This is a genomic window from Streptomyces sp. NPDC089919 (assembly GCF_040684615.1).
Lineage (GTDB): Bacteria > Actinomycetota > Actinomycetes > Streptomycetales > Streptomycetaceae > Streptomyces.
This window is the reverse complement of the sequence record NZ_JBFBGK010000007.1, coordinates 65,709-87,679: the sequence shown is the minus strand read 5'-3', so window position 1 is coordinate 87,679 and position 21,971 is coordinate 65,709. Positions and strand designations below refer to the sequence as shown.

Annotated in this window: 26 protein-coding genes; 23 read left to right on the top strand and 3 right to left on the bottom strand. The window is 74.8% G+C overall.

Going from position 1 to position 21,971, the window contains the following annotated elements; translation table 11 throughout:
• Window positions 1–418 precede the first annotated feature (418 nt).
• From AB0O40_RS05390 to AB0O40_RS05330, 13 genes are all read left to right on the top strand, one after another.
• On the top strand, window positions 419–673 hold the full coding sequence (locus AB0O40_RS05390) for a MoaD/ThiS family protein (RefSeq protein WP_365035855.1): 255 nt from the start codon (window positions 419–421) through the stop codon (window positions 671–673).
• Between the two features lie 1,030 nt (window positions 674–1,703).
• The gene (locus AB0O40_RS05385; protein ID WP_365035949.1) at window positions 1,704–3,062 is read left to right on the top strand and encodes a hypothetical protein; all 1,359 of its coding nucleotides are present in this window, start codon (window positions 1,704–1,706) and stop codon (window positions 3,060–3,062) included.
• 473 nt (window positions 3,063–3,535) lie between these two features.
• Window positions 3,536–4,231 (top strand): DUF2993 domain-containing protein, encoded by a 696-nt coding sequence (locus AB0O40_RS05380; RefSeq protein ID WP_365035853.1) that lies wholly within the window; start codon window positions 3,536–3,538, stop codon window positions 4,229–4,231.
• Window positions 4,232–4,470: 239 nt separating this feature from the next.
• Complete coding sequence (locus AB0O40_RS05375) at window positions 4,471–4,551, top strand: putative leader peptide (protein ID WP_365035947.1); 81 nt, start codon at window positions 4,471–4,473, stop codon at window positions 4,549–4,551.
• Between the two features lie 214 nt (window positions 4,552–4,765).
• Window positions 4,766–5,611 carry a sulfurtransferase gene (locus AB0O40_RS05370; RefSeq protein ID WP_365035851.1) on the top strand — a complete coding sequence of 282 codons (846 nt, stop codon included), beginning with the start codon at window positions 4,766–4,768 and terminating at the stop codon, window positions 5,609–5,611.
• Window positions 5,612–5,655: 44 nt separating this feature from the next.
• Complete coding sequence (locus AB0O40_RS05365) at window positions 5,656–5,946, top strand: DUF1416 domain-containing protein (RefSeq protein ID WP_365035849.1); 291 nt, start codon at window positions 5,656–5,658, stop codon at window positions 5,944–5,946.
• A 129-nt stretch (window positions 5,947–6,075) separates the two neighbouring features.
• Window positions 6,076–6,339 (top strand): DUF3099 domain-containing protein, encoded by a 264-nt coding sequence (locus tag AB0O40_RS05360; protein WP_365035846.1) that lies wholly within the window; start codon window positions 6,076–6,078, stop codon window positions 6,337–6,339.
• Between the two features lie 171 nt (window positions 6,340–6,510).
• A complete protein-coding gene (locus AB0O40_RS05355) occupies window positions 6,511–7,242 on the top strand; it encodes a hypothetical protein (protein ID WP_365035844.1) in 732 nt (243 codons plus the stop codon).
• On the top strand, window positions 7,239–7,985 hold the full coding sequence (locus tag AB0O40_RS05350) for a hypothetical protein (protein ID WP_365035843.1): 747 nt from the start codon (window positions 7,239–7,241) through the stop codon (window positions 7,983–7,985). The genes AB0O40_RS05355 and AB0O40_RS05350 overlap by 4 nt, the downstream gene beginning before the upstream one ends.
• Window positions 7,982–8,815: a hypothetical protein gene (locus AB0O40_RS05345; protein WP_365035841.1), complete on the top strand. Its 834-nt coding sequence runs from the start codon at window positions 7,982–7,984 to the stop codon at window positions 8,813–8,815. Before AB0O40_RS05350 ends, AB0O40_RS05345 begins: the two co-directional genes overlap by 4 nt.
• A gap of 296 nt (window positions 8,816–9,111) precedes the next feature.
• Complete coding sequence (locus AB0O40_RS05340; protein ID WP_365035839.1) at window positions 9,112–9,684, top strand: FABP family protein; 573 nt, start codon at window positions 9,112–9,114, stop codon at window positions 9,682–9,684.
• 100 nt (window positions 9,685–9,784) lie between these two features.
• Window positions 9,785–10,243 (top strand): Fur family transcriptional regulator, encoded by a 459-nt coding sequence (locus AB0O40_RS05335; RefSeq protein ID WP_365035837.1) that lies wholly within the window; start codon window positions 9,785–9,787, stop codon window positions 10,241–10,243.
• A gap of 23 nt (window positions 10,244–10,266) precedes the next feature.
• Entirely contained in the window at window positions 10,267–11,241 is a 975-nt protein-coding gene (locus AB0O40_RS05330; protein ID WP_365035836.1) for a folate-binding protein, read from the top strand.
• Window positions 11,242–11,293: 52 nt separating this feature from the next.
• Here AB0O40_RS05330 and dtd read toward each other — a convergent pair whose 3' ends face one another.
• Window positions 11,294–11,719: a D-aminoacyl-tRNA deacylase gene (gene dtd, locus AB0O40_RS05325; protein ID WP_365035833.1), complete on the bottom strand. Its 426-nt coding sequence runs from the start codon at window positions 11,717–11,719 to the stop codon at window positions 11,294–11,296.
• A 124-nt stretch (window positions 11,720–11,843) separates the two neighbouring features.
• On the opposite strand from dtd, the gene AB0O40_RS05320 reads away from it, so the two are divergent.
• The 6 genes from AB0O40_RS05320 to AB0O40_RS05295 all read left to right on the top strand — a co-directional run bounded on the left by AB0O40_RS05320 (window position 11,844) and on the right by AB0O40_RS05295 (window position 17,318).
• Window positions 11,844–12,446 carry an ABC transporter substrate-binding protein gene (locus tag AB0O40_RS05320; RefSeq protein ID WP_365035831.1) on the top strand — a complete coding sequence of 201 codons (603 nt, stop codon included), beginning with the start codon at window positions 11,844–11,846 and terminating at the stop codon, window positions 12,444–12,446.
• Between the two features lie 37 nt (window positions 12,447–12,483).
• Window positions 12,484–13,467 carry an asparaginase gene (locus AB0O40_RS05315; protein ID WP_365035829.1) on the top strand — a complete coding sequence of 328 codons (984 nt, stop codon included), beginning with the start codon at window positions 12,484–12,486 and terminating at the stop codon, window positions 13,465–13,467.
• 24 nt (window positions 13,468–13,491) lie between these two features.
• Window positions 13,492–14,742 carry a GNAT family N-acetyltransferase gene (locus AB0O40_RS05310; protein ID WP_365035827.1) on the top strand — a complete coding sequence of 417 codons (1,251 nt, stop codon included), beginning with the start codon at window positions 13,492–13,494 and terminating at the stop codon, window positions 14,740–14,742.
• A gap of 209 nt (window positions 14,743–14,951) precedes the next feature.
• A complete protein-coding gene (sigJ, locus tag AB0O40_RS05305; RefSeq protein WP_365035824.1) occupies window positions 14,952–15,854 on the top strand; it encodes an RNA polymerase sigma factor SigJ in 903 nt (300 codons plus the stop codon).
• A 4-nt stretch (window positions 15,855–15,858) separates the two neighbouring features.
• Window positions 15,859–16,650: a putative protein N(5)-glutamine methyltransferase gene (locus AB0O40_RS05300; RefSeq protein ID WP_365035822.1), complete on the top strand. Its 792-nt coding sequence runs from the start codon at window positions 15,859–15,861 to the stop codon at window positions 16,648–16,650.
• Between the two features lie 122 nt (window positions 16,651–16,772).
• Complete coding sequence (locus tag AB0O40_RS05295) at window positions 16,773–17,318, top strand: YciI family protein (RefSeq protein WP_365035820.1); 546 nt, start codon at window positions 16,773–16,775, stop codon at window positions 17,316–17,318.
• 28 nt (window positions 17,319–17,346) lie between these two features.
• On the opposite strand, the gene AB0O40_RS05290 is transcribed toward AB0O40_RS05295, so the two are convergent.
• Window positions 17,347–18,168, bottom strand: a complete 822-nt coding sequence (locus tag AB0O40_RS05290; RefSeq protein WP_365035818.1) for an alpha/beta hydrolase — start codon at window positions 18,166–18,168, stop codon at window positions 17,347–17,349.
• A gap of 120 nt (window positions 18,169–18,288) precedes the next feature.
• Here AB0O40_RS05290 and AB0O40_RS05285 point away from each other — a divergent pair, with 120 nt between their 5' ends.
• The 4 genes from AB0O40_RS05285 (at window position 18,289) to AB0O40_RS05270 (ending at window position 20,332) form a co-directional block, all read left to right on the top strand.
• On the top strand, window positions 18,289–18,789 hold the full coding sequence (locus AB0O40_RS05285; RefSeq protein WP_365035816.1) for a septum formation family protein: 501 nt from the start codon (window positions 18,289–18,291) through the stop codon (window positions 18,787–18,789).
• A 59-nt stretch (window positions 18,790–18,848) separates the two neighbouring features.
• Complete coding sequence (locus tag AB0O40_RS05280; protein ID WP_365035814.1) at window positions 18,849–19,235, top strand: helix-turn-helix transcriptional regulator; 387 nt, start codon at window positions 18,849–18,851, stop codon at window positions 19,233–19,235.
• A 52-nt stretch (window positions 19,236–19,287) separates the two neighbouring features.
• Window positions 19,288–19,854 (top strand): hypothetical protein, encoded by a 567-nt coding sequence (locus AB0O40_RS05275; protein WP_365035813.1) that lies wholly within the window; start codon window positions 19,288–19,290, stop codon window positions 19,852–19,854.
• 139 nt (window positions 19,855–19,993) lie between these two features.
• Window positions 19,994–20,332: a DUF2516 family protein gene (locus tag AB0O40_RS05270; RefSeq protein WP_365035811.1), complete on the top strand. Its 339-nt coding sequence runs from the start codon at window positions 19,994–19,996 to the stop codon at window positions 20,330–20,332.
• Window positions 20,333–20,395: 63 nt separating this feature from the next.
• Here the strand turns inward: AB0O40_RS05270 and AB0O40_RS05265 are convergent, their stop codons facing one another.
• Entirely contained in the window at window positions 20,396–21,772 is a 1,377-nt protein-coding gene (locus AB0O40_RS05265; protein ID WP_365035809.1) for a SpoIIE family protein phosphatase, read from the bottom strand.
• Window positions 21,773–21,971 lie beyond the last annotated feature (199 nt).

The following is a 21,971-nucleotide window of genomic DNA, read 5'->3' as shown; positions in this document are numbered from 1 at the left end:
CGCCCACCGGTTTCGGGAAGGGGCGGGGTGGGGCTGGCTCCGCGCAGCGGCCGGGCGCGGGCCCGGGAGCCGCGCCTCAATCGCCGGCGGGGCTGGATGGGCGGGTCCCCGCCCCGGCGGACGCAAAAGGTGGGCGAGGCCCAGGTTTCGGGGCGCTGCCCCGGACCCCGCGCCTCAAGCGCCGGCGGGTCTGGATATGCGGGTCCCCGCCCCGGCGGACGCAAAGGGTGGGCCGGGCCCAGGTTTCGGGGCGCCGCCCCGGGCGCGGGGCCGCGCAGGGGGCGCACGGAAGCACGGCGGCGGCGGGCGGCCGCGAGGGATGCCGGTGGGGGCCGCACACGCCACCCCCCGCAGCCCCGCCGTGTGAGGCCCCCCGGGCCCGACGCGGCATCATGGAGGCCCGACGAAAGGAGCTGCTGTGGCAGCGGGAACCATCCGCTACTGGGCGGCGGCCAAGGCCGCAGCCGGTCTCGCGGAGGAGCCGTACGCGGCGCAGACGCTCGCCGAGGCGCTCGACGCCGCGCGCGAGCGCCACCCCGGGGAACTGGCGCAGGTGCTGAAGCGGTGTTCCTTCCTGGTCGACAGCGACCCGGTGGGCACCCGTGCGCACGACTCGGTCCGGCTCACCGAGGGCGGCACCGTCGAGGTCCTCCCGCCGTTCGCGGGCGGGTGAACCGGCCGTGACCGAGCGCCACCCCGACCCGGCGGACCCGCAGGACCCGTACTCCACGCAGACGTGGTCCTCGGAAACCTGGGACACCACCTACCAGCCCGCCGTCACCCCCGACCCGACCCGCCCCCGGCCCCCGGCCGGCCCGGCCGCCCAGCCCCCGTGGCCCGCCGCCGGCACGGACGCCCGCGCCCCGCGCGAGGACGCCTCCTGGCCCGCGCCCGGTACGGGCCCCCAGCCCCCGGCCGCCGAAACGCCGTGGCCCGCCGCAGGTACGGCCCCGCGCGAGGACGGCTCCTGGCCCGCGCCCGGTGCGGTCGCCCAGCCCCCGGCCGGCGAGGCCCCGTGGCCCACCGCCGGCACGGCCCCCCGCGAGGACGGCTCCTGGTCCCCGGCCGGCCAGACCCCGTGGCCCGCAGCCGGTACGGACGCCCGTACCCCGCGCCAAGACGGCTCCTGGCCCGCAGCCGGTACGGCCTCCCAGCCCCCGGCCGGCGAGGCCCCCTGGCCCGCAGCCGGTACGGACGCCCGTGCCCCCCGGGAGGACGGCTCCTGGCCGCAGGCCGGTGCGGGCTCCCAGCCCCCGGCCGGCTCGGGCCGGCGCGACGACGATTCCTGGTCGGCCCAGGCGCAGTCCCAGGCCCCGGTGGACGGCCGGTGGCCGGCGCCCGGGGCCGGTGACGGCGGGTGGCGTGAGCCCGGGGCGGGGGCCGAGGGCCGTTGGGCCGCGCCGGCTGCCGACGCGGGTCCCGCGGGGCCGGGCTGGTCCGCCCAGGGCGCCCCCGGTGCCGGGCCCGCCTGGGCCTCGGACGGGTCGGCGGAGGCCGGGGCCTGGCCGGCGGGCGGGGAGACCCGCCGGCCGGCCGCCGCGGACCGCGGCCGGCCCGCGCAGGCCGCCTGGCCGCCGGCCGGGAGCCCCGCCGCCGGCGACCGCCCGTGGCCGGACGCCCCGGCCGCCGCCTGGACCGGCGACGCCGCCCCGGCCGGCGGGTGGCCCCCGGCCGGGGCCGGTGAGCCCGGTTCCGACGCCGCCCTGGGCGGCGTACCGGCCCAGCACACGCCCTGGCCCGAGCGCACCCCGGCCAGGCCCTCCTGGGCCCAGTCCGGCCCGGACACGTCCGGGGGCACCCCGTACGAGCGGCCCGCCGCGGCCGGCCGGCACCGGGGCGCGCCCACGCCCTCCGAGGGCGACGACCTCTACCAGCGCCTCGCCCCGGACACCGCCGGGGAGCCCGGCTACCCGGCACCCGGCACCGGACCCGCGTCGGAGACCGCGTACCTGCCGCCCGTCCGCGAGGACGACGGGACCGGTTCCGGCTACCCGGCCCCCGTGCCCGACGCGGGTGCGGAGACCGCGTACCTGCCGCCGGTCCGCGAAGGCGACGGGACCGGTTCCGGCTACCCGGCCCCTGCGCCGGACGAGGGTGCGGAGACCGCGTACCTGCCGCCGGTCCGTGAGGACGACGGCCGGACCGGTTCCGGCTACCCGGCCCCCGTGCCCGACGCCGGTGCCGAGACCGCGTACCTGCCGCCCGTCCGCGAGGGCGACGCCGCCGGGTACCCGGCGGGCGGCCCGGAGGGCGACTCCGCTGCCGGCGGGCCGGCGTACTCCTCGCCCGTGACGATGGGGAACACGCGGATAAAGGATCCGCAGGAGGCCCGCGCGCAGGGGCGGTCGCCGATCATCGACCCCGGGCCGCAGTCGGCGCTGCTGACCGCCGGGCTCGGCGTGCTGCTGGCGGGGGCCGCGGCCGTGGGCCAGTACGCGCTGCTGCTGCCGCTGGTCGCGCTGCAGGCGCTCACCGCGGCCGGCTGGTTCCGGCTCAACGGCATGTGGCCGGCCCGTCAGGGCATCGCCCTCGCCTTCCTCGGCGGGCTGGTGGCCGACGCGGCCGTGCTGGCCACCGACCGCGGTCCGGCGGCGGTGCTCGGCACCCTCGGCGTCTGGGTGCTGCTCACCCTGGTCCTCCAGCTGCGCAGCCACGCCGACCCCGACGAGCGCGTCTACGGCCTGATGGCCAGCGTCGCCTCGGCCGCGCTGGCCGTGATCTGCGCCGGTTACCTGGCCGCCGACCACGCCGCGGTCACCGCCGGGGCGCTGGCCGTGGCCGTCGCGGCCGTGGTGCGGTCGCTGCCGCTGCCGCCGGCGGCCTCCGTCACCGCCGCCCTGCTCGCCGCCACCGGCGCGGGCGTGGCGGCCGGCGGGGTCACGGACCTGGGCGCGGGCGCCGCGCTGGTCGGCCTGGGCGCGGGCGTCTGCGCGCTCATCGGGCTCCGGGTCGCGGCGTACGACTACCCGTCGAAGTTCGTGCACATGACCGCGGGCGTCGCGCTGCCGCTGGCCGCCGCCGCCCCCGCGGTGCACCTCCTCGGCCGGGTGGTCGCCGGCTGACACGGACCGGCGGCCGGGGAACCGCCCACCGGTCCCCGCACGTCCGCACAACGGACGGCCGACCGTGCGGACGGCCCGATCGCGTGGACGGCCGACGTGCAGGGACGGCCCGACCGCCGGGTCGGGCGCCGGAGTGGACGGCGGCCGACCGGAAGGCGGCCGGACGCCCGGTGGGGCGGACGCCGGTCCGGCGGACGACCGCCGGTCCGCCCGACCGGCCCGCCGGCCGGTCAGCGTCCGGTCACCGACCGGACACCGGGCGATGCCAGGGCATCAGACGGGCCGCACCGGGCAGCCGGACCACAGGCCCCGGCCATCGGGGGCCGGCCGACCGGCCGGCGGCGGCCACGGGAAGGGCGGCCGCCGGTCGCCCGGATGCAGGCGAGCGGGCCCCGCGCGGCGGTGGTCCGGGAGGACGACAGGCCGGTCCGGGGCATCCGGGCCGGGCCTACGACGGGGGATCGGGAGAACCGGTGCGTGCACTGCGGATCACACTCATAGTCTGCGCGGTCCTGGCGGGCCTGCTGCTGGCCGCCGACCGGCTGGCGGCGGGGTACGCCGAGGACCGGCTGGCCGACCGGGTCGGCTTCAGCGAGGGCACGCCCGCCAGCACCGACGTGGACATCAAGGGCTTCCCGTTCCTGACCCAGCTGCTCGACCACCGCCTCGACGAGGTGGACGCGAAGCTCGCCGGCGTGGAGGCCACGGCCGGCGGCCGGCGGGTGCTGATCACCGAGCTCACCGCCGCCTTCCACGACGTGAAGCTGAAGGACGGCTACTCCGGTGGCACCGCCGCCCGCGCCGATGGGCGGGTCTTCCTCTCGTACGCCGACCTCACCGCGGTCGCCCAGGACGGCGTGACGGTCGCCTACGGCGGCGCCCCCGGCAAGGTGAAGGTCACCGCGAGCATCGGGGTCTTCGGCCGCACCCTGTCCCGCAGCGTGATCTCCACGGTCACCCTGGCCCCCGGCAACACCGTGCGGGTGCGCGCCGAGCACGTGCCGGGCGAGGGCATCCCCGGGCTGGAGGAGCTGATCCGCGGCAAGACGGACTTCGACCGCCCGGTCGAGGGGCTGCCGGCGGGTCTGGACGTGGTCTCGGTCACCTCGGACGCGGACGGCGTCCGGGCCGTCCTCAAGGGCACCGGCGTGGCGCTCGGCGCCCGCTGACGGCCCCGGCGGGCCCCCGGGGATCCACCCGCGCGGGTCCGGACCCGCCCTCGGGAATCCCTCGTGGCCGCATAGTGAGACGGTACGGTCCGCACCTCAGATGAATCCAGGACGCCCAGGTGGGACAAGGGCTCGGGGGGCTTCGGAAGGGCTCTTCCATCCCATTATTCGGACGATCCCGTCTCACTATATGAAGCACCGGTGACAGCCCCACCGAATCGTCCCTACGATCCCTACCTATGAAGCGACAGGCGGACCTCACGAAGCGGCGGGCAGTAGACCTGTGCCGCGTCGCCGCCATGCTCTGTCGCTCCATGTGAGCGATCCGGTAGCGCTCACGCAAGCGCACCCGCTCCCCGTCCGGCCGTACGCATCTCACGGCCGATCCGCGCGCATCCGACGCGAACCGCACTCCCGTCATCCGGTCGGCCTCCCCGCAGACCCGGAGCACGGACGCCCGAGCGCACCCGCAGCGAAGCCCGCGCACCGCAGCACCCGCACAGCCCGCCGCACACTGCCCCGGAGGAGAACACCATGAGCCGCAGCGACGTCCTCGTCGACGCCGACTGGGTCGAGGCCCACCTCGACGACCCCAAGGTCGTCGTCGTGGAGGTGGACGAAGACACCGCCGCCTACGACAAGAACCACATCCGCAACGCCGTCCGGATCGACTGGAAGCAGGACCTCCAGGACCCGGTCCGCCGCGACTTCGTGGACCAGGAGGGCTTCGAGGCCCTGCTCTCCCGCAAGGGCATCGGCAACGACGACACCGTCGTCCTCTACGGCGGCAACAACAACTGGTTCGCGTCGTACGCCTACTGGTACTTCAAGCTGTACGGCCACCAGGACGTCAAGCTCCTCGACGGCGGCCGCAAGAAGTGGGAGCTCGACTCCCGCGACCTGGTCGACGGCACCGAGGTCCCCGAGCGCGCGGCCACCGCCTACAAGGCCCAGGCCCAGGACACCTCGATCCGCGCCTTCCGCGACGACGTCGTGGCCGCCATCGGCGCCCAGAACCTGGTCGACGTCCGGTCGCCCGACGAGTTCAGCGGCAAGCTGCTCGCCCCGGCGCACCTCCCGCAGGAGCAGTCGCAGCGTCCCGGCCACGTGCCGAGCGCCCGCAACATCCCGTGGTCGAAGAACGCCAACGACGACGGCACCTTCAAGTCGGACGACGAGCTCAAGGCCCTCTACGAGACCGAGCAGGTCGACCTGGCGAAGGACACCATCGCCTACTGCCGGATCGGCGAGCGCTCCGCGCTGACCTGGTTCGTGCTGCACGAGCTCCTGGGCCAGGAGAACGTCAAGAACTACGACGGCTCGTGGACCGAGTACGGCTCCCTGGTGGGCGTGCCGATCGAGCTCGGCGCCAACAAGTAAGACCGCCGCTTACCGCGGAACCTCTCTAGGACAGGACAGAGAACATGTGTGGAGCGCAGATCGGCGGACCGGACGTCTCGACGCTGAAGCCGGGCGAGACGGCCATCCAGGGCCAGGTGACCAAGGACGGTGAGCCCGTCTCGGGTTACGTCCGCCTGCTGGACTCGACGGGCGAGTTCACCGCCGAGGTCCCGACCTCGGCCACCGGCCAGTTCCGCTTCTACGCCGCGCAGGGCGAGTGGACCCTCCGGGCCCTCATCCCGGGCGGCACCGCCGACCGCAAGGTCGTCGTCACCGAGACCGGCAGCCTGACGGACGTCGCCATCGCCGTCTGAGGCACCGATCGACCGGCCGGAGGGCCGCACCCCAGGGGGTTGGACGCCACTGGACGGGGTGCGGCCCTCCGTGCCGTTCCGGGCCGTGCCGCCGTTCCCCGGCCCGGTCCGCGGACCTACGCTGGAGGTATGTACGCCCGGCGCCGGCGCGCCTACTTCCTGATGATGGGCGGATGCCTGTTCCTCTTCGTCTCCGCCTGGTCCTTCGTGCGCCTGTGGTCGGTGCCGGCCGCGGTGGCGATGTGCGTGGTCGCGATGGTCATCCCGCCGGTGGCGGCGATGGTCGCGAACCGGCGCGGCCCCGAGGACCGCTGGTGGGACGACCCGTCGGGGGACCCGAAGTCCGACGAGTGGTGGGACGAACTGGACGGAAAGCGGCGTCGCGACGAATAGCGACCGCAACGATCCGGCCGTAGATCAAAATGTGATCGGTTTTGGCGTAAATCTGGTCGTCCTCTCATGGTTTCGTGGATGAACAGGTCGTGAGACCTGCGCAGACACGTCCTGTGGGGGGACCTCTTGGAAGCAGAACCGCTGGATCCGGTACGTCCGGAATTCCCGGAAGTGAACGAAAAGCCGCCGCGGCGCCGGGGTCGCACCACCGCCCTGATCGCAGCCGCCGCGGTGCTCGGCGCCCTGGCCGGCACGGCCACCGGGTACGCCGTCCAGTACGACCGCGAGCCCACGCCGCTGCCCCCGCTGGCCCAGCCGGGCCTGCGCCACGCCGCCCCGAAGCCGGCCACCGCCGCCACCACCTTCCGCTCCGTCAACGCCAACCGCTGGCACAAGACGGAGGGCGACCTGCGGGAACTGCTGGTGCCGGCGCCGAAGGGGGCGACGAAGTCCCGCTCGGGCTACGAGCCGGTGCCGGTCTTCGCGGCCGAGTTCTTCGACCACCCCGGGCCGATGCTGAAGAAGGTCCTGGCCGCCGACCTGCGGCGGGTCGCGGAGTCCGAATGGGCCGAGAACGACCGGCGCTACGTGCACATCCGGCTGCTCCAGTTCCGGGACTACCGCGAGGCGGAGCACTTCCAGGAGAGCCAGTCCGAGTACATGGCGGACGAGGACCACGCGCACACGCTCGGCAGTCCCATACCCGGGGTCCCGGCGGACAACGGCCTGGCCTGGGTCTTCGCCGAGGCTGATACGAAGCCCGGGTACCTCCCCTACCGGTGGGCGCGGGCGATCGCCCGGAGAGGCGACGTCGTCATGGACCTCTGGGTCGGCGACAACCGGGGCAGCATCCCCCAGCGCGACGTGATCTCGCTGGCCAAGAGGCAGTTGGAGCGTCTGTGAACCGTCGCACCGCCGTCACCGGCGCTGTCGGCATGCTCGTCCTGGCCGCCCTCGTGGGCGGCGGGGTCTGGAGCGTGGACCGGCTCGACCAGGCCGATCGCACGGCCGTCACGCGCTACTGGAGTGCGACCGACCCCCTTCCCGTTCCCGCGGCGCCGCCGACCGTACCGGCCGGACCCATGACGGGTCTGCTGCTCCCCGTACCGGACGGCTACGAGCCGGGGCCCGACGTGGCAGAGGAGAGCAGCAGCGAGTTCGCCGTCTCGGGACCGCTGGCCGCAGCACGCATCAGAGACGGCGGGCAGGGCCTGGAGGCCGCCGAGCGTGCGGCCCTCGACCGGATGGTGCGCAAGCTCAAGCTCAAGGGGACCGTGGCCCGGACCTACCGGGACATGACGGGTGTCCTGGGCGCCGAGATCCGGCTCACGCAGGCCGACGGCCGGGGTCTGAAGGACTTCGACAGCTACGCGCAGGAGCTGTTCAAGTTCCTGCGCGGAATGGGCGGCAAGTCGCCGAAGGTCCCGGGGCACCCGGAGGCCAAGTGCTACCTGCTCCCTCTGGAGAACGTCCAGGGGAAGGCGGAGGACGGGGAGAAGGTCGTCTCGATGACCTGTTCCGCCTACCGGTCCGGGACGCTGGTGTCGCTGTCCGCCTACGGCCCGGAACCGTTCCAGGAGAAGGACGCCGTGGAGCTGCTGGTCAAGCAGCTCGACCGCCTGCAGGCACCGGGGGAGTCCGTATGACCGACCAGAAGACCGGCACGTCCCGGTACGGAGCAGTGGGCGAGCCGGAGCTCGTGGGGGAGCCGGCGGTCCCGCAGGCCCCACCGCGCGACCGCCGCCGGGCGCTGCGGGCCCTGGCCCGCTGGACGGCCGCCGTGGTCGTCTTCGGCGCGGTCGGGGCGGGCGTCGCGCACGGGATCGCTGAGCGCGAGCGGACCGATGTTCCAGGTCTGCGGACGCTGGGCGACGGCCGGTGGGCGTATCCGCGCCTGGCCCGGCCGGTGCTACCAGCCGGTGCTCCGCTGCCCTTCGCCGAGGACAACGCGTTCGGCGTCCACTACGCAGGACTGGAGGGACTGCTCCTGCCTGCGCCCGACGGCGCGAAGCCGGTGGCCGTGACCGCGACCCGGGACGGCTTCGCAGCGCAGTTCGCTGCCGGTTCCTACCGGGACGACCTGCGGCAGGAACTGGTCGACAACGGGCTGCGGCAGGTCGCTTCCCGATCGTGGAGCACGCCGGACGGCACCCGCACCCGGATCGACCTGCTGCGCTTCCCGTCCAACGGGTTCGTGAACGCGTCCCCCCGGTGCGGCACGTCCATGAAGCTGAGCGGCGCCGAGGCGCTGGAGCCGGACCTCGACTGGGACGGGCTCCGCCAGCAGATGCCCGCCCCCGGAGAGGCGCGCATCCGGCTCTACCGGGAGGCCGCGCCCACCGGTCCCGAGCAGACGCGTGCCGCCTGCCTGGAGGTCGGCGACGTCCAGGCCCTGATCACGATGACCCGCAAGGGGCCGGTTCCCCTGATCCCCTTCCACCAGGCGGTGGTCCTCCAGGACCAGCTGCTCCGCTGATCCGGCCCCGCAGAGCGCAGCGGCACCCGTACGGCCAACCTCACAGAGAGCGTCCGGCCCCGGCCCGATAGGCTGGGGCCGGCCCTCCCTCCGGCCGTCGCGAAGGCGCGCGGCCGGGGACCCCACCGAATCGTCCGAGGAGCACCCCGTGCTTGAGGCAGTCTTCACCTCCCTGCTGGTCCTGGTCTGCGTCGGCGTCCTCGCCTTCTCCGCCCTCGCCGTGAAGAAGCTGTACCAGGGTCAGCGCTGACCGCCCCGGAACCCCTCTCCGCACCCACAGATCGCCTGAGCTGCTCATGATCCAGATCCCGTCCGACCTCAAGCCGGACCTCGTCCCCCTCGCGTTCCTCCTCGGCACCTGGGAAGGCGCGGGCGTCTTCGACTTCCCCGGCGACGAGAAGTGCAACTTCGGCCAGGAGGTGGTCTTCTCCCACGACGGCCGGGACTTCCTGGAGTACACCTCGCACACCTGGGTCCTCGACGCCGAGGGCAACAAGGTGCGGCCGCTGGAGTCGGAGTCCGGCTTCTGGCGCATCGACAAGGACCGCAAGGTCGAGATCGTGATGGTCCGCGACCAGGGCGTCGTCGAGGTCTGGTACGGCGAGCTGGCCGACCAGAAGCCGCAGATCGACCTCGCCACCGACGCCGTCGCCCGGACCGCCGCCTCCGGTCCGTACAGCGGTGGCAAGCGCCTCTACGGCTACGTCCACGGCGACCTGATGTGGGTCGGCGAGAAGGCCACCCCGGACGTCGAGCTGCGCCCGTACATGTCGGCCCAGCTCAAGAAGGTCGTCACCCCGGAAGAGGTCGCCGAGATGGCCCGCAACCTCCCGGACATGCCGGACGACGGCATCGCCTTCTTCCGCTGAGCCCCACCGGCCGCGGTCGAGCGCCTGCTCGCACACGAACGTCTCCCGAAGGGGGACCGGGCCCGTCCCGGTCCCCCTTCGGCGCGCTTACACTGGCCCCGTGGTGAGCACCGACTGGAAGAGCGACCTGCGGCAGCGCGGCTACCGGCTGACCCCGCAGCGCCAGCTTGTCCTCGAGGCGGTCGACGCCCTCGAGCACGCCACCCCCGACGAGATCCTGGCGCAGGTGCGCAAGACCGCCTCGGGCGTGAACATCTCGACGGTCTACCGGACCCTGGAGCTCCTGGAGGAGCTCGGGCTGGTCTCGCACGCCCACCTCGGGCACGGCGCCCCGACCTACCACCTCGCCGACCGGCACCACCACCTCCACCTGGTCTGCCGGGACTGCTCCGAGGTGATCGAGGCGGACGTGGAGGTGGCCGCGGAGTTCACCGCCGGGCTGCTCGCGGACTTCGGCTTCGAGACGGACATGAAGCACTTCGCGATCTTCGGCCGGTGCCGGGAGTGCGCCGCGAAGCACCGGGCCGCCCAGGACCGGGCGGCCCCGTCGGAGGGCTGAGCCCCCGACGTAGGATCGGCCGTATGACCAGCCTCGCCAGCCCTCTGCTGTCCCTGCCCGGCGCCGTGCCCGCCGAAGGCCGTGACGAAGCCGTCGCGGCGCATTACGGAGACCTCTTCCGGGAGCAGCGCGCCCTCGCCGAGGGCCGTGGATTCGTCGACCTCTCGCACCGCGGCGTGATCACCGTCACCGGCGCCGACCGGCTCTCCTGGCTGCACCTGCTCCTCACCCAGCACGTCAGCGAACTGCCCGCGGGCCTGGCGACCGAGGCGCTGATCCTCTCCGCCAACGGCCACATCGAGCACGCCCTCTACCTCGTCGACGACGGCGAGACGGTCTGGGCGCACGTGGAGCCCGGCACCCAGGAGGCGCTGGTGGCCTACCTGGAGTCGATGAAGTTCTTCTACCGCGTCGAGGTGGCCGACCGGACCGCCGACCTCGCGGTGGTGCACCTGCCGGCCGGCTCGATCGCGGGCCCCGGCGAGGAGCTGGCCGTCCGCGAGACGCCGTACGGCCGGGACCTCTTCCTGCCGCGCGCCACCCTGGAGGGCTTCGCGGCCGGCCACGGCCCGGCGGCCGGCCTGCTGGCGTACGAGGCGCTGCGGGTGGAGGCCCACCGGCCCCGGCTGGGGCTGGAGACCGACCACCGGACCATCCCGCACGAGCTGGGCTGGATCGGCACCGCCGTGCACCTCCAGAAGGGCTGCTACCGCGGCCAGGAGACCGTGGCGCGCGTCCACAACCTGGGGAAGCCGCCGCGCCGGCTGGTCTTCCTGCACCTGGACGGCAGCGACGTGCTGCTGCCCCCGCACGGCACGCCGGTGCGGCTGAAGGCGGACGGCGAGGAGGGCCGCCAGCTCGGCTTCGTCACCACCTCGGCCCGCCACCACGAACTGGGCCCGATCGCCCTGGCCCTGGTCAAGCGGAACGTCCCGGTGGACGCGGAGCTGCTGGCGGGGGCCACGGCCGCCGCGCAGGAAGTGGTCGTCGCGCCGTAGCGGCGCACCTCCCGCGGAGCCCCCGGCCCGGTGCCGGGGGCGCCGTCGCGCCTCAGACCTCCACGAGGACCGTGAACGGCCCGTGGTTGGTCAGCGAGACCCGCATGTCCGCCCCGAAGCGCCCGGTCTGCACGGTCGCGCCCAGCGCCCGCAGCTGCGCGACCACCTCGTCGACCAGCGGCTCGGCCACCGGCCCGGGCGCCGCCGCGTTCCAGGTGGGCCGGCGGCCCTTGCGGGCGTCTCCGTAGAGGGTGAACTGCGAGATCACCAGCAGCGGTGCGCCGTTGTCCGAGCAGGACTTCTCGCCCTCCAGGATCCGTACCGACCAGAGCTTGCGGGCCAGCTGGGCCGCCTTCTCCGGGGTGTCGTCGTGTGTCACCCCCACCAGGACGCACAGTCCCTCACCGACGATCTCGCCGACCGTCTCCCCGGCCACCACCACGCTGGCGCCGTCCACTCGCTGTACCACTGCTCGCATACCACTTGTGTAGCAGGAGTGCACCCGTCTGGGGCCGATCGGGTGGTGTACACCTGCACCGGCACCGGGGGGAGTGGCACGATGCACGAAGGCCGTGCGCCCGAGCGAGGGGACATGAATGGTGATGAGTTCTTCCGGTAGCGGTCAGCCCTCCGGTCCCGTGCCCACGGCCGCGCGCCCACCCGCCCAGCGCAGTGCCGACCGGCCCGCCGGGGGCCCGCCGGCCGACCTCTCCGGGCCCGGTCTCGCCCGTCCCGACCTGGCCGTCCTGCGGCTGCCGGAGCTGCGCACCCTGCGCCGGGACGCCCAGCGGGACGAGGCGGACCTCAGCTACGTGCGCCGGCTGCTCCAGGGCCGGATCGACATCCTGCGGGCCGAGCTGGCCCGGCGCAGCGACCCGGAGGCGCCGGTGGTGGACCGGCTCTCGGAGATCCTGGCCGACGCGCCCTCCCGGCGCAGCGCCTCCGCCCGGCACGTCACCCTGGGCACCCCGCACGGCGAGGAGTACCGGCTGCTGGCCGCCGAGATGCTCGCCGACGTCGAGCTGTCCGACCTGGCCGCCCGGACGGACGAAGAGCTCCACGACGGCCTGGGGCGGCTGGTCCGCTACGAGCAGCAGGTCTCGCGGCGCCGCAGCGCCCTCCAGCACACCGCGGACGACTGCAGCGCCGAGATCACCCGCAGGTACCGTGAGGGCGAGGCGCAGGTGGACGACCTGCTCGCCTGATCCCATCGCGACGGTTGCTCCCTGGAGGGTCCCCCCGATGAACGGTTCCGTGACGCAGGCCGGTGCGGCCGGCGGGATACCCGCGCCGCCGGTGCTCGCCGAGGTGGTGCGGTCCGGCTTCACCGAGGGCCACCACCGCGGCTCGCTGGTGGTGCTGGCCGCCGACGGCTCGGTGGAGTTCGCCCTGGGGGACGTGGACCGGCCGGTCTTCCCGCGGTCCAGCAACAAACCCCTCCAGGCAGCGGCCGTCCTGCGGGCCGGGCTGCCACTGGCCGGCGAGCGGCTGGCGCTGGCCGCGGCCAGCCATTCGGGCGAGGGCTTCCACCTGGAACTCGTCCGCAGGATGCTGGCCGAGCACGGGCTGGCCGAGTCGGACCTGCAGACCCCGCCGGACCTGCCGCTGGACCCGGTCGAGGCGGAGGAGTACCTGGCCGCGGGCGGCCACCGGGAGCGGGTGGTGATGAACTGCTCCGGCAAGCACGCCGCGATGCTCGCGGCCTGCGCGCACAACGACTGGGACCGCGCCTCCTACCTGGACCCGGCGCACCCCTTGCAGCGGCTGGTGCACGAGCTCGTCGAGGAGGCCTCCGGGGAGCCGGTCGCGGCCACCGGTACCGACGGCTGCGGGGCCCCGCTGATGGCCGTCAGCCTCACCGGACTGGCCCGCGCCTACCGGCACTTCGTGCTCGCGGAGCCCGGCAGCGCCGAGCGGCGGGTGGCGGACGCGATGCGCGCCCACCCGGAGTACGTGGCCGGCACCCGCCGTCCCGACACCTGGCTGATGCGCGAAGTTCCGGGCGCGCTCTCGAAGATGGGCGCGGAGGCGGTGCAGGCGGTGGCGCTGGCCGACGGCCGGGCGCTGGCCTTCAAGGTCGACGACGGCTCGCTGCGGGCGCTGGCCCCGGTGCTGGGCCGGGGGCTGGAACTGCTCGGGGTGGACGCGCCCGTGCAGAAACGTATCGGCGATGCGCCGCTGCTCGGTGGCGGCCGCCGGGTGGGTGAAATTCGGGTGACGTTCTGAGCGGCGGCGTCCTAGCGTGGCGGGATGAGCGCTGACGTACGGCCCCCGCTGGAGTCCGAGATCCAGCACTGGATGGAGACGACCCAGGCCGGGTTCCTCAATCCGCCCGTGATGACTCCCGAGGACGCCGCGCAGCGGCTCGAGCACTCCGATCTGACCCGCCTCCAGGGCGCGTTCGACTCCGACACGGGCCGCTGCGTGGCCACCTTCCGGTCCTTCGCCCAGCAGGTGACCGTGCCGGGCGGGGCCGCGGTGCCGGCCACCGCGGTCTCCGCGGTGGTGGTGCTGCCCACGCACCGCCGCCGGGGCCTGCTGCGCGAGATGATGGGCCGGGACCTCGCGGCCGCCCGGGCCCGCGGCGAGGTGCTGGCCACCCTCATCGCCGCCGAGTACCCGATCTACGGCCGGTACGGCTTCGGCCCGGCCACCTCGCTGACCGAGTGGCGGGTGGAGGTCGCCCGCACCGGCCTGGACCCGAAGTGGCACGCCCCGGTGGACGGCGGCCGGATCGACCTGGTCGACGGCGCCGTGGTCCGCAAGGAGGGCCCGGCCCTCCACGACCGGCTGCGCGCGCGGCAGCCCGGCGTGGTCGACCGGGACGCCCGCTGGTGGGACCTGCACACCGGCGCGGCCCGGATGTCCCACGCGCCCTTCACCGAGCCCTTCTACGCCCTCTACCGCTCGGCCGCGGGCGAGGTCGAGGGGCTGGTGACCTACCGGGCGGACGACAAGTGGACCGACGCCAAGGTCCCGGCCAACACCGCCACGGTGAAGGACCTGATCGCGACCACCCCGGCCGCCGAGCGGGCGCTGTGGCACTTCCTGTGCTCCATCGACTGGATCCAGTACGTCCGCACCGGCTACCGCGCCCCCGACGACCTGCTGCCCGACCTGTTCCCCAACCCGCGGGCGGCGGCCGTGGTCAGCTCCGCCGACTGGCTGTGGGTGCGCGTCCTGGACGTCGTACGCGCCCTGGAGGCGCGGACGTACGAGTCCGAGGGCACGCTCGTGCTGGAGGTGGCGGACCCGGCCGGGCCGGCCGGCGGGCGCTACCGGCTGACGGTGACGGGCGAGCGCGGGGCCTGTGCGCCGACCACGGACGAGCCGGACCTGGTCCTGGGCGTCGGCGAGCTGAGCTCCCTCTACCTGGGCGACCGGTCGGCGGTGCGGCTGGCGGCGCTGGGCGCGGTCACCGAGCGGACCGAGGGGGCGGCGGCGCGGGCCGACGCGCTGCTGCGGACCGCCCGCCGGCCGTGGTGCCCGGACATCTTCTGAGGGCCGGAGGAGGGCCGGACGGGGGCCGGACCGGACGGGTCGGCTTCCGGCCGGCCCGGCCTGCGGTCGAGCCAACCCGCAGACGCGCTCGACAAGTTCTCGAGCCGGGCGCTGTCACAATCGGCCGGGCCGTCCCGTCATACGGAGTGAACGTAACCGATGATGGTCCGGTGATCTTAAGGTCGGACGGACGAGGGACGGAGCCCGCGGTGCCCCAGACGGACAGCGAATACCTGGCGGCCCGGTTCGAGGAGAACCGCGCCCACCTGCGTGCCGTGGCCTATCGGATGCTGGGCAGTCTGACCGAGGCCGAGGACGCCGTGCAGGAGGCCTGGATCCGGCTCGACCGTACCGACACCAGTGACGTGGAGAACCTGGGCGGCTGGCTGACCACCGTCGTCGGCCGGGTCTGCCTGGACCAGCTGCGGGCCCGCAAGGCCCGCCGCGAGGAGTCCGTCGAATCCTTCCCCGAGCGGCTGCCGGACCCGGTCGTCGCGCAGGACCGCGGGCACGCCGACCCCGAGCAGGAGGTGCTGCTCGCGGACTCGGTGGGCTTCGCGCTGCTCGTCGTCCTGGAGCAGCTGGCCCCGGCCGAGCGGCTGGCCTTCGTCCTGCACGACATGTTCGGCGTGCCCTTCGAGGAGATCGCCCCGATCGTCGAGCGCACCCCCGCGACCACCCGGCAGCTCGCCAGCCGGGCCCGGCGGCGGGTGCAGGGCGCCACGCCCGCGCCCGAGCCGGACCTCAACCGCCAGCGCGAGATCGTCGGCGCCTTCCTGGCCGCCGCGCGCGAGGGCGACTTCGACGGGCTGCTGACCGCGCTCGACCCGGACGTGGTGCTGCGGGTGGACCTCGGCGAGGTCGCGGGCGGGGTCGCCAAGCTGGTGCGCGGCGCGACCGCGGTCGCCCAGCAGGCGCTCACCTTCTCCAAGCTCGGCGCCTCCTCCCGCCGGGTGCTGGTCAACGGCCTGCCCGGGGTGGTCTCGGTACCGCACGGCAAGCCGGTCTCGCTGATGGCGCTGAGCATCAGCGGCGGCCGCATCGTGGAGATCAACATCATCGCGGACCCGGCCCGGCTGGCCGGGCTGGACCCCGAAGTGCTGGCAGGCTGACTGAGTGCGGGAACCCGATCCGACCGAGCCGGTGGTGCGCACGCTGCGCGCCGCCGGCTGCGTCTTCGCCGAGGAGGAGGCGGCGCTGCTGACCGCCGCCGCGGGCTCGGCGGCCGAGCTGGCGGCGCTGGTGGGCCGCCGGGCCGCGGGGCAGCCGCTGGAACACGTCCTGGGGTGGGCGGAGTTCTGCGGGCGGCGCTGGGCGGTGGGGCCGGGGGTGTTCGTGCCGCGCCGGCGCACCGAGTTCCTGGTGGGGCTGGCCTGCGAGCGGGCCGCGGCGGGGCCGGTGGTGCTGGACCTGTGCTGCGGGGCGGGGGCGCTGGGCGGCGCGGTGGCGGTCCGGCTGGGCGCGGTGGCCGGGCTGTACGCGGCGGACATCGACCCGGCGGCGGTGGGGTACGCCCGGCGCAATCTGGCGCCGCTGGACGGGTCGGTCTTCACGGGCGACCTGTACGCCCCGCTGCCGGCGGGGCTGCGCGGCCGGGTGGACGTCCTGCTGGCCAACGCCCCGTACGTGCCGACCGGCGAGATCGGCCTGCTGCCGGCGGAGGCCCGGGCGTACGAGCCGCTGGTCGCGCTGGACGGCGGGCCGGACGGGCTGGCCGTGCAGCGCCGGGTGATCGCCGGGGCCCCGGGCTGGCTGGCCCCGGGCGGCCGGCTGCTGATCGAGACCGGCGAGCACCAGGCCCCGGCCACGGCCGCCGCCTTCGCGGCCGCCGGGCTGGAGACCACGGTCCACACCTCGGACGACCGGTACGCGACGGTGGTGTCGGGCCGGCGGGCGGCGGCCGGCTGACGGGCGGGCCGACGAGGGTGGTCGGCGAACTCGCCCTGCACACCGCCTGATCCGGACCCCGTTCCCGCCCTGCGGCCGTATCCGCGTTGCCGGAAGGGGGAGTTCCGGGGGAGGGTCCGGGCATGGAATTCCTGACCTACCACCGGGACCGGCCCGGCTCCACGGACCTGCGGGTCGAACTCCTCGAGGAGCACTGGTCGTACATGGACCGGTACGCCGCGCAGATGATCGGGCGGGGGCCGACCTTCGGGGCCGGCGACACCCTGGCCGGCAGCGTGCACCTGCTCGACCTGCCGGATGCGGCCGCGGCCCGGGCCTTCGCCTTCGAGGAGCCCTGCTACCAGGCGGGTGCCTACCGGGACGTGCTGGTGCGCCGCTGGCGCAACGTCCTCGGGCGCACGATGTGGGAGGCCCCGGGCGGGCTTCCCGAGGACGGCGGGTACTTCGTCCTCGGCCTCGGCTCGGGCGACCCCGTCGACCTCGACCCCCCGGCCGCCTCGGACCACCTGATCGCCTACGGCCCCCTCCTCGCCGACGACGGCACCACCTGGCTCGGCACCGCCGCCCTCCTGACGGCTCCGTCCCCCGAGGCCGCGACCACCCTCCTCACCCCCTCCCACTACGCCGCCGTCGAAACCCACCCCTGGCAACCGGGCGGCCGCCGCTGACCCAGGGCCGGGCCCGCCGGTACGCCGGTCAAGGGCTCAGGTGCTGGACGGACTTGGCTATCAGGGCGGCTACCTGGGCGGGTTGTTCGACCAGGAGCATGTGGCCGGCGTGGGGGACGGTGGCGAGGGTGATGTGGGGGGCTGCGGACAGGGCGCGGTGTTCCTCGTCGGTGAGGCCGATCTCGTCGTGGGCGCCGCGGACGACCCAGGTGCGGGCGCCGGTGTCGCGCAGGCGTGGGACCAGGGACCGGTGCCGGTCGAGGTAGTCGTAGTAGTGGCGGACGACGCGGCGGCAGAAGCCGGGGTCGTTGTTGCCGAGGTCCGCGGCCAGCACGGCCGCGCGCCCGGCCGGGACGCCCGCCTTCACCAGTTCCTTGGCCGTCGCCCGCGGTACCGCCCGCAGCATGGCCGCCCAGGCCAGTGGCCCCAGGCCGGGGACCCGGCCGACCCGGTCGAGGACCCCCAGGAAGGCCGCCTCGTCCGCCCGGCAGAAGGTCGGCGACAGCAGGACCAGCGGGCCGGTGAAGACGCCCAGGGCGGCCATCTCGATCGCGGCGTTCGCGCCCATGCTGTGCCCGACCAGCACGTCGCAGCGCTCCGCGGCCGCGACCTCGCCCATCAGCCGGGCGTAGTTCTCCATCGAGAGGTCCGCGGGCGGCGTGGTGCGGCCGAAGCCCGGCAGGGTCACCGCGACCGTGCCGAGCCCGGCCGCGGCCGGCTCCGGCCGGGCCATCACGTCCGCGTAGAACTCGGCGCTGCACAGGCCGCCCGGCAGCAGCAGCGCCCGGTGCGCCGCGTCCGGCGGACCGGCCCGCCGGACGTCCGGGCTCGGTGCCGGGCTCGCGTCCATACCTCCACAGTGGGCGCCCCCCGGCACCGCCGCGACCGGGCCCCGGCGGCCGTCCCGGCGTAGCGTGGGAAGCGGCACGACCGCCGCGTCTCGGGGCCCACCAGCAAGGAGCGCCGCGCGATGTCCGCACTGCCCCGTACCCCGCACGTCCGCGCCGGCCACGGCGCCGCCCTCGTCCTCGCGCTGGTCCTCGGCGCCGCCGGGGCCGGCCAGGCCCTCGGTGCCCCCGCCTCCGAGGGCACCAACGACCTCAAGGTGGGGGACTGCTTCAACTCCAGCGCCGATCTGGACGACTACGAGCACGAGTCGGCCCAGGCGCCCACCTCGGTGGACGTCGTGCCCTGCGCGAACGCGCACCAGTCGGAGACCTTCGCCGTCTTCACGCTGCCCGAAGGGGCCTACCCGGGCGAGAAGAAGGTCATCGCCATGGCCGGCGAGAAGTGCAGCGGCGACGCGCTCGCCGACTACGTCGGTCCTGACGCGAAGCTCCCGGACAGCATGTCGGCGTACTACTACTACCCGCGGTCCGGGAACTGGGCCCTGGGCGACCGGCAGATCACCTGCTTCCTCGGCGACTCGGCCGGCCCCACCACCGGCTCGGTCCGCGCCACCGCCACCTGAGGCGTACTCCTGCAAGCGGCTTGCTTGCAAAAGTTAGCAAGGTGCGGCAGGATCGGGGCATGGGGACGCTCAATGTCGGCAATCTCGGCAATCTCGGCGAGTACCTGCGCGAGCAGCGCCGGACCGCACAGCTGTCGCTGCGGCAGCTGGCCGAGGCCGCGGGGGTGTCCAACCCGTACCTGAGCCAGATCGAGCGCGGGCTGCGCAAGCCCAGCGCGGACATCCTCCAGCAGCTCGCCAAGGCGCTGCGGATCTCCGCCGAGACGCTCTACGTACGGGCCGGGATCCTGGACGAGCGGGAGCCGGGCGAGGTCGAGACGCGGGCCGTCATCCTCGCCGACCCGACGATCAACGAGCGCCAGAAGCAGGTGCTCCTCCAGATCTACGAGTCGTTCCGCAAGGAGAACGCACTCGAAGGCGATCCCGAACGCCCGCCCACGACCTAGCGCCCGTGCCCTGGCGCCCCGTCCCAGCAACGTGATCCGGGAGGACCACCTCATGGCCATCTCCGACGACCTGCGCAAGACCCTCGCCGACCCGACCCCCCTCTACTTCGCCGCCGGCACCGCCGACCTCGCGGTCGAGCAGGCCAAGAAGGTGCCCGGGCTGATCGAGCAGCTGCGCACCGAGGCCCCGGCGCGCATCGAGGCCGTGCGCAACACCGACCCCAAGGTCGTCCAGGACAAGGCCCGGGAGGCCCAGGCCGCGGTGACCGCCAAGGTCGCCGAGGTCGTCGGCTCCTTCGACACCGACCTGAAGAAGCTCGGCGAGCAGGCCCAGGACCTCGCCCTGCGCGGCGTCGGCTACGCGGCCGAGTACGCCGTCAAGGCGCGCGAGACGTACGAGAAGGTCGCCGAGCGCGGCGAGCAGGCCGTGAAGACCTGGCGCGGCGAGGTGGCCGACGAGATCGTCGAGATCGCCGCGGACATCGAGGGCCCGGCCGAGCCGGCCGCCGAGGAGCCGGCGGACGAGCCGGCCGCCGAGGCCAAGCCGGCCCGCAAGGCGACCCGCAAGCCGCCGGTCAAGAAGGCCGCCCCGGCCGAGACCGGCGCGGACGAGAGCTGAGTCCGGCCCCGGGCCGGCGGCCCGGGAACGCCGACGGCGGGCCGGGCACTGATCGTGGTGCCCGGTTCGTTGTCCGGTCGCGGGGTAATTTGGCCCGGGTCAGGGATTTCCCAGTGGTGGCTAGCAGGCGGTGGACGGCATGTTGATGCAGGGGTTCGACTCACTTCTCTCGTGGCTGTTCATCGGCATGATGGTGTTCGCCGTGGTCGCCTTCGTCTTCGCCGCCACGGCCCGCGAGGACGCCTACCGCGCCGCCGACAAGCAGACCAAGAAGTTCTGGCTGATCCTCCTGGGGATCACGGTCCTGGTCGACTTCTTCCTGGGGATGCTCTTCCTCCAGATCGCCGGCCTGATCGCCACCATCGTCTTCATGGTCGACGTCCGCCCGGCCCTCCAGCGGGTCAGCGGCGGTGGCGGCCCGCGCCGGGGCGGCAGCAGCAGCGACGGCCCCTACGGCCCGTACAACGGCGGCCGCTGAGCCGTCCGCAGGCCCGGGGCCCCGCGGCCGTACGACCGCCGCGGCCCCCGGCCCGGGAGCGGCCTACGCCGCCCCGTAGCCCCGCCGGGGCCGGCCGCCCGTGGAGCGGTCCAGCAGCATCACGGCCACGTCGTCGGTGAGCTCCCCGCCGTTGAGCCGGCGGACCTCGGCGACCGCGGCCTCCAGCAGGTCCTCGCCGTGCAGGCCCTCGTCCAGCCGCCGGTTGATCATCTCGACCATGCCGTCCTGGCCCAGCCGCTCCCGGCCCTGCCCGGTGCGGCCCTCGATCAGGCCGTCCGTGTACAGCATCAGGCTCCAGGTGCCGCCCAGCTCCACCTGGCGGCGCGGCCAGCGGGCGCGCGGCAGCAGGCCCAGCGCCGGGCCGCTGTCCTCGTACGGCAGCAGCAGCGCCGGCCGGCCCGGGCGGGAGACCAGCGGGGCCGGGTGCCCGGCCAGGCACAGGCCCGCCCGGCGCCCGTCGGGGGCGATGTCGACGGTGCAGAGGGTCGCGAAGATCTCCTCGTTGTCCCGCTCGACCTCCAGGACCTCCTGGAGGGTGGCGAGCAGTTCGTCCCCGCACAGCCCGGCCAGGGTCAGCGCCCGCCAGGCGATCCGCAGCTCCACGCCGAGGGCCGCCTCGTCCGGGCCGTGGCCGCATACGTCGCCGATCATCGCGTGGACGGTGCCGTCGGGGGTGCGGACCACGTCGTAGAAGTCCCCACCGAGCAGCGCGCGGCTGCGGCCGGGCCGGTAGCGTGCGGCGAACCGCAGGTCGGAGCCCTGGAGCAGGGGCACCGGCAGCAGTCCGCGCTCCAGCCGGGCGTTCTCCTGGGCCCGCAGTTTCGATTCTGCAAGCTTGTACTGCGCGATGTCGGCCCGCTTGCGCTCGACCGCGTACCGGATGGCCCGGCCCAGCAGCCGGCCGTCGAGTTCGTCGCGGAAGAGGTAGTCCTGGGCGCCGACCCGGACGGCCTCGGCGGCCCGCTCGGCGTCCGACTCGGCGGTCAGGACGAGGACGGCGTGCCGCGGGGCCAGCCGGAGCACCTGGCGCAGGGTGGCCAGCTCGTCGACGGGCGCCGCGTCCGGTGCGGGTACGGCCGTCCCGGCGGCCGGGGTCCCGGCCGCGGCCGGCGCCCGGTCGGCCAGGCACAGGTCGAGCAGGATGCAGTGGACGTCCGGGGTCAGCAGCCGGCCGGCCTCGGTGAGGTTGCGGGCGGTGCGGATCCGGATGCGCTTGCCCTCGGCGTCGAGGATCTCGGGGACGGTCAGCCCGCCCGCCGGGTCGTCCTCGATGACCAGCAGGGTCAGCGGCTGCTCGGGCGCGGCCCCCGGTGCCGGAGGCACGGCGGGCGCGGACGGGGGTGCGGGCGGCGTGGACAGACCGGCCTGACCGCTCTCCGCGGCCGGGACGTCCCTCTGCCGCGGTACGGGTGCGGGCATCGTTCTGGTTCCTTCCCTCCCCCCGGGGGTTCCGACGGGGACCATAGCGGTACCTGCGGCGGTACCGGAATGCCGCGCGGTGGGAACGACGGGGAACGGTCACCGTCATATGCCGCATCCCGGGGGAAAGCCCTCACCCCGGGATGACGAACGTCACGCCGGCCGCGGGGGCGGGCCCGGCAGGCGGTACGGCGGGGAC

Bases quoted from the DNA above. Each gene is read 5' to 3' on its own strand.
- AB0O40_RS05375 (WP_365035947.1), top strand. From the start codon at position 4,471: ATGAAGCGACAGGCGGACCTCACGAAGCGGCGGGCAGTAGACCTGTGC.
- AB0O40_RS05370 (WP_365035851.1), top strand. From the start codon at position 4,766: ATGAGCCGCAGCGACGTCCTCGTCGACGCCGACTGGGTCGAGGCCCAC.
- AB0O40_RS05365 (WP_365035849.1), top strand. From the start codon at position 5,656: ATGTGTGGAGCGCAGATCGGCGGACCGGACGTCTCGACGCTGAAGCCG.
- AB0O40_RS05360 (WP_365035846.1), top strand. From the start codon at position 6,076: ATGTACGCCCGGCGCCGGCGCGCCTACTTCCTGATGATGGGCGGATGC.
- AB0O40_RS05345 (WP_365035841.1), top strand. From the start codon at position 7,982: ATGACCGACCAGAAGACCGGCACGTCCCGGTACGGAGCAGTGGGCGAG.
- AB0O40_RS05340 (WP_365035839.1), top strand. From the start codon at position 9,112: ATGATCCAGATCCCGTCCGACCTCAAGCCGGACCTCGTCCCCCTCGCG.
- AB0O40_RS05330 (WP_365035836.1), top strand. From the start codon at position 10,267: ATGACCAGCCTCGCCAGCCCTCTGCTGTCCCTGCCCGGCGCCGTGCCC.
- dtd (WP_365035833.1), bottom strand. From the start codon at position 11,719: ATGCGAGCAGTGGTACAGCGAGTGGACGGCGCCAGCGTGGTGGTGGCC.
- AB0O40_RS05320 (WP_365035831.1), top strand. From the start codon at position 11,844: ATGAGTTCTTCCGGTAGCGGTCAGCCCTCCGGTCCCGTGCCCACGGCC.
- AB0O40_RS05315 (WP_365035829.1), top strand. From the start codon at position 12,484: ATGAACGGTTCCGTGACGCAGGCCGGTGCGGCCGGCGGGATACCCGCG.
- AB0O40_RS05310 (WP_365035827.1), top strand. From the start codon at position 13,492: ATGAGCGCTGACGTACGGCCCCCGCTGGAGTCCGAGATCCAGCACTGG.
- AB0O40_RS05295 (WP_365035820.1), top strand. From the start codon at position 16,773: ATGGAATTCCTGACCTACCACCGGGACCGGCCCGGCTCCACGGACCTG.
- AB0O40_RS05290 (WP_365035818.1), bottom strand. From the start codon at position 18,168: ATGGACGCGAGCCCGGCACCGAGCCCGGACGTCCGGCGGGCCGGTCCG.
- AB0O40_RS05285 (WP_365035816.1), top strand. From the start codon at position 18,289: ATGTCCGCACTGCCCCGTACCCCGCACGTCCGCGCCGGCCACGGCGCC.
- AB0O40_RS05280 (WP_365035814.1), top strand. From the start codon at position 18,849: ATGGGGACGCTCAATGTCGGCAATCTCGGCAATCTCGGCGAGTACCTG.
- AB0O40_RS05275 (WP_365035813.1), top strand. From the start codon at position 19,288: ATGGCCATCTCCGACGACCTGCGCAAGACCCTCGCCGACCCGACCCCC.
- AB0O40_RS05270 (WP_365035811.1), top strand. From the start codon at position 19,994: ATGTTGATGCAGGGGTTCGACTCACTTCTCTCGTGGCTGTTCATCGGC.
- AB0O40_RS05265 (WP_365035809.1), bottom strand. From the start codon at position 21,772: ATGCCCGCACCCGTACCGCGGCAGAGGGACGTCCCGGCCGCGGAGAGC.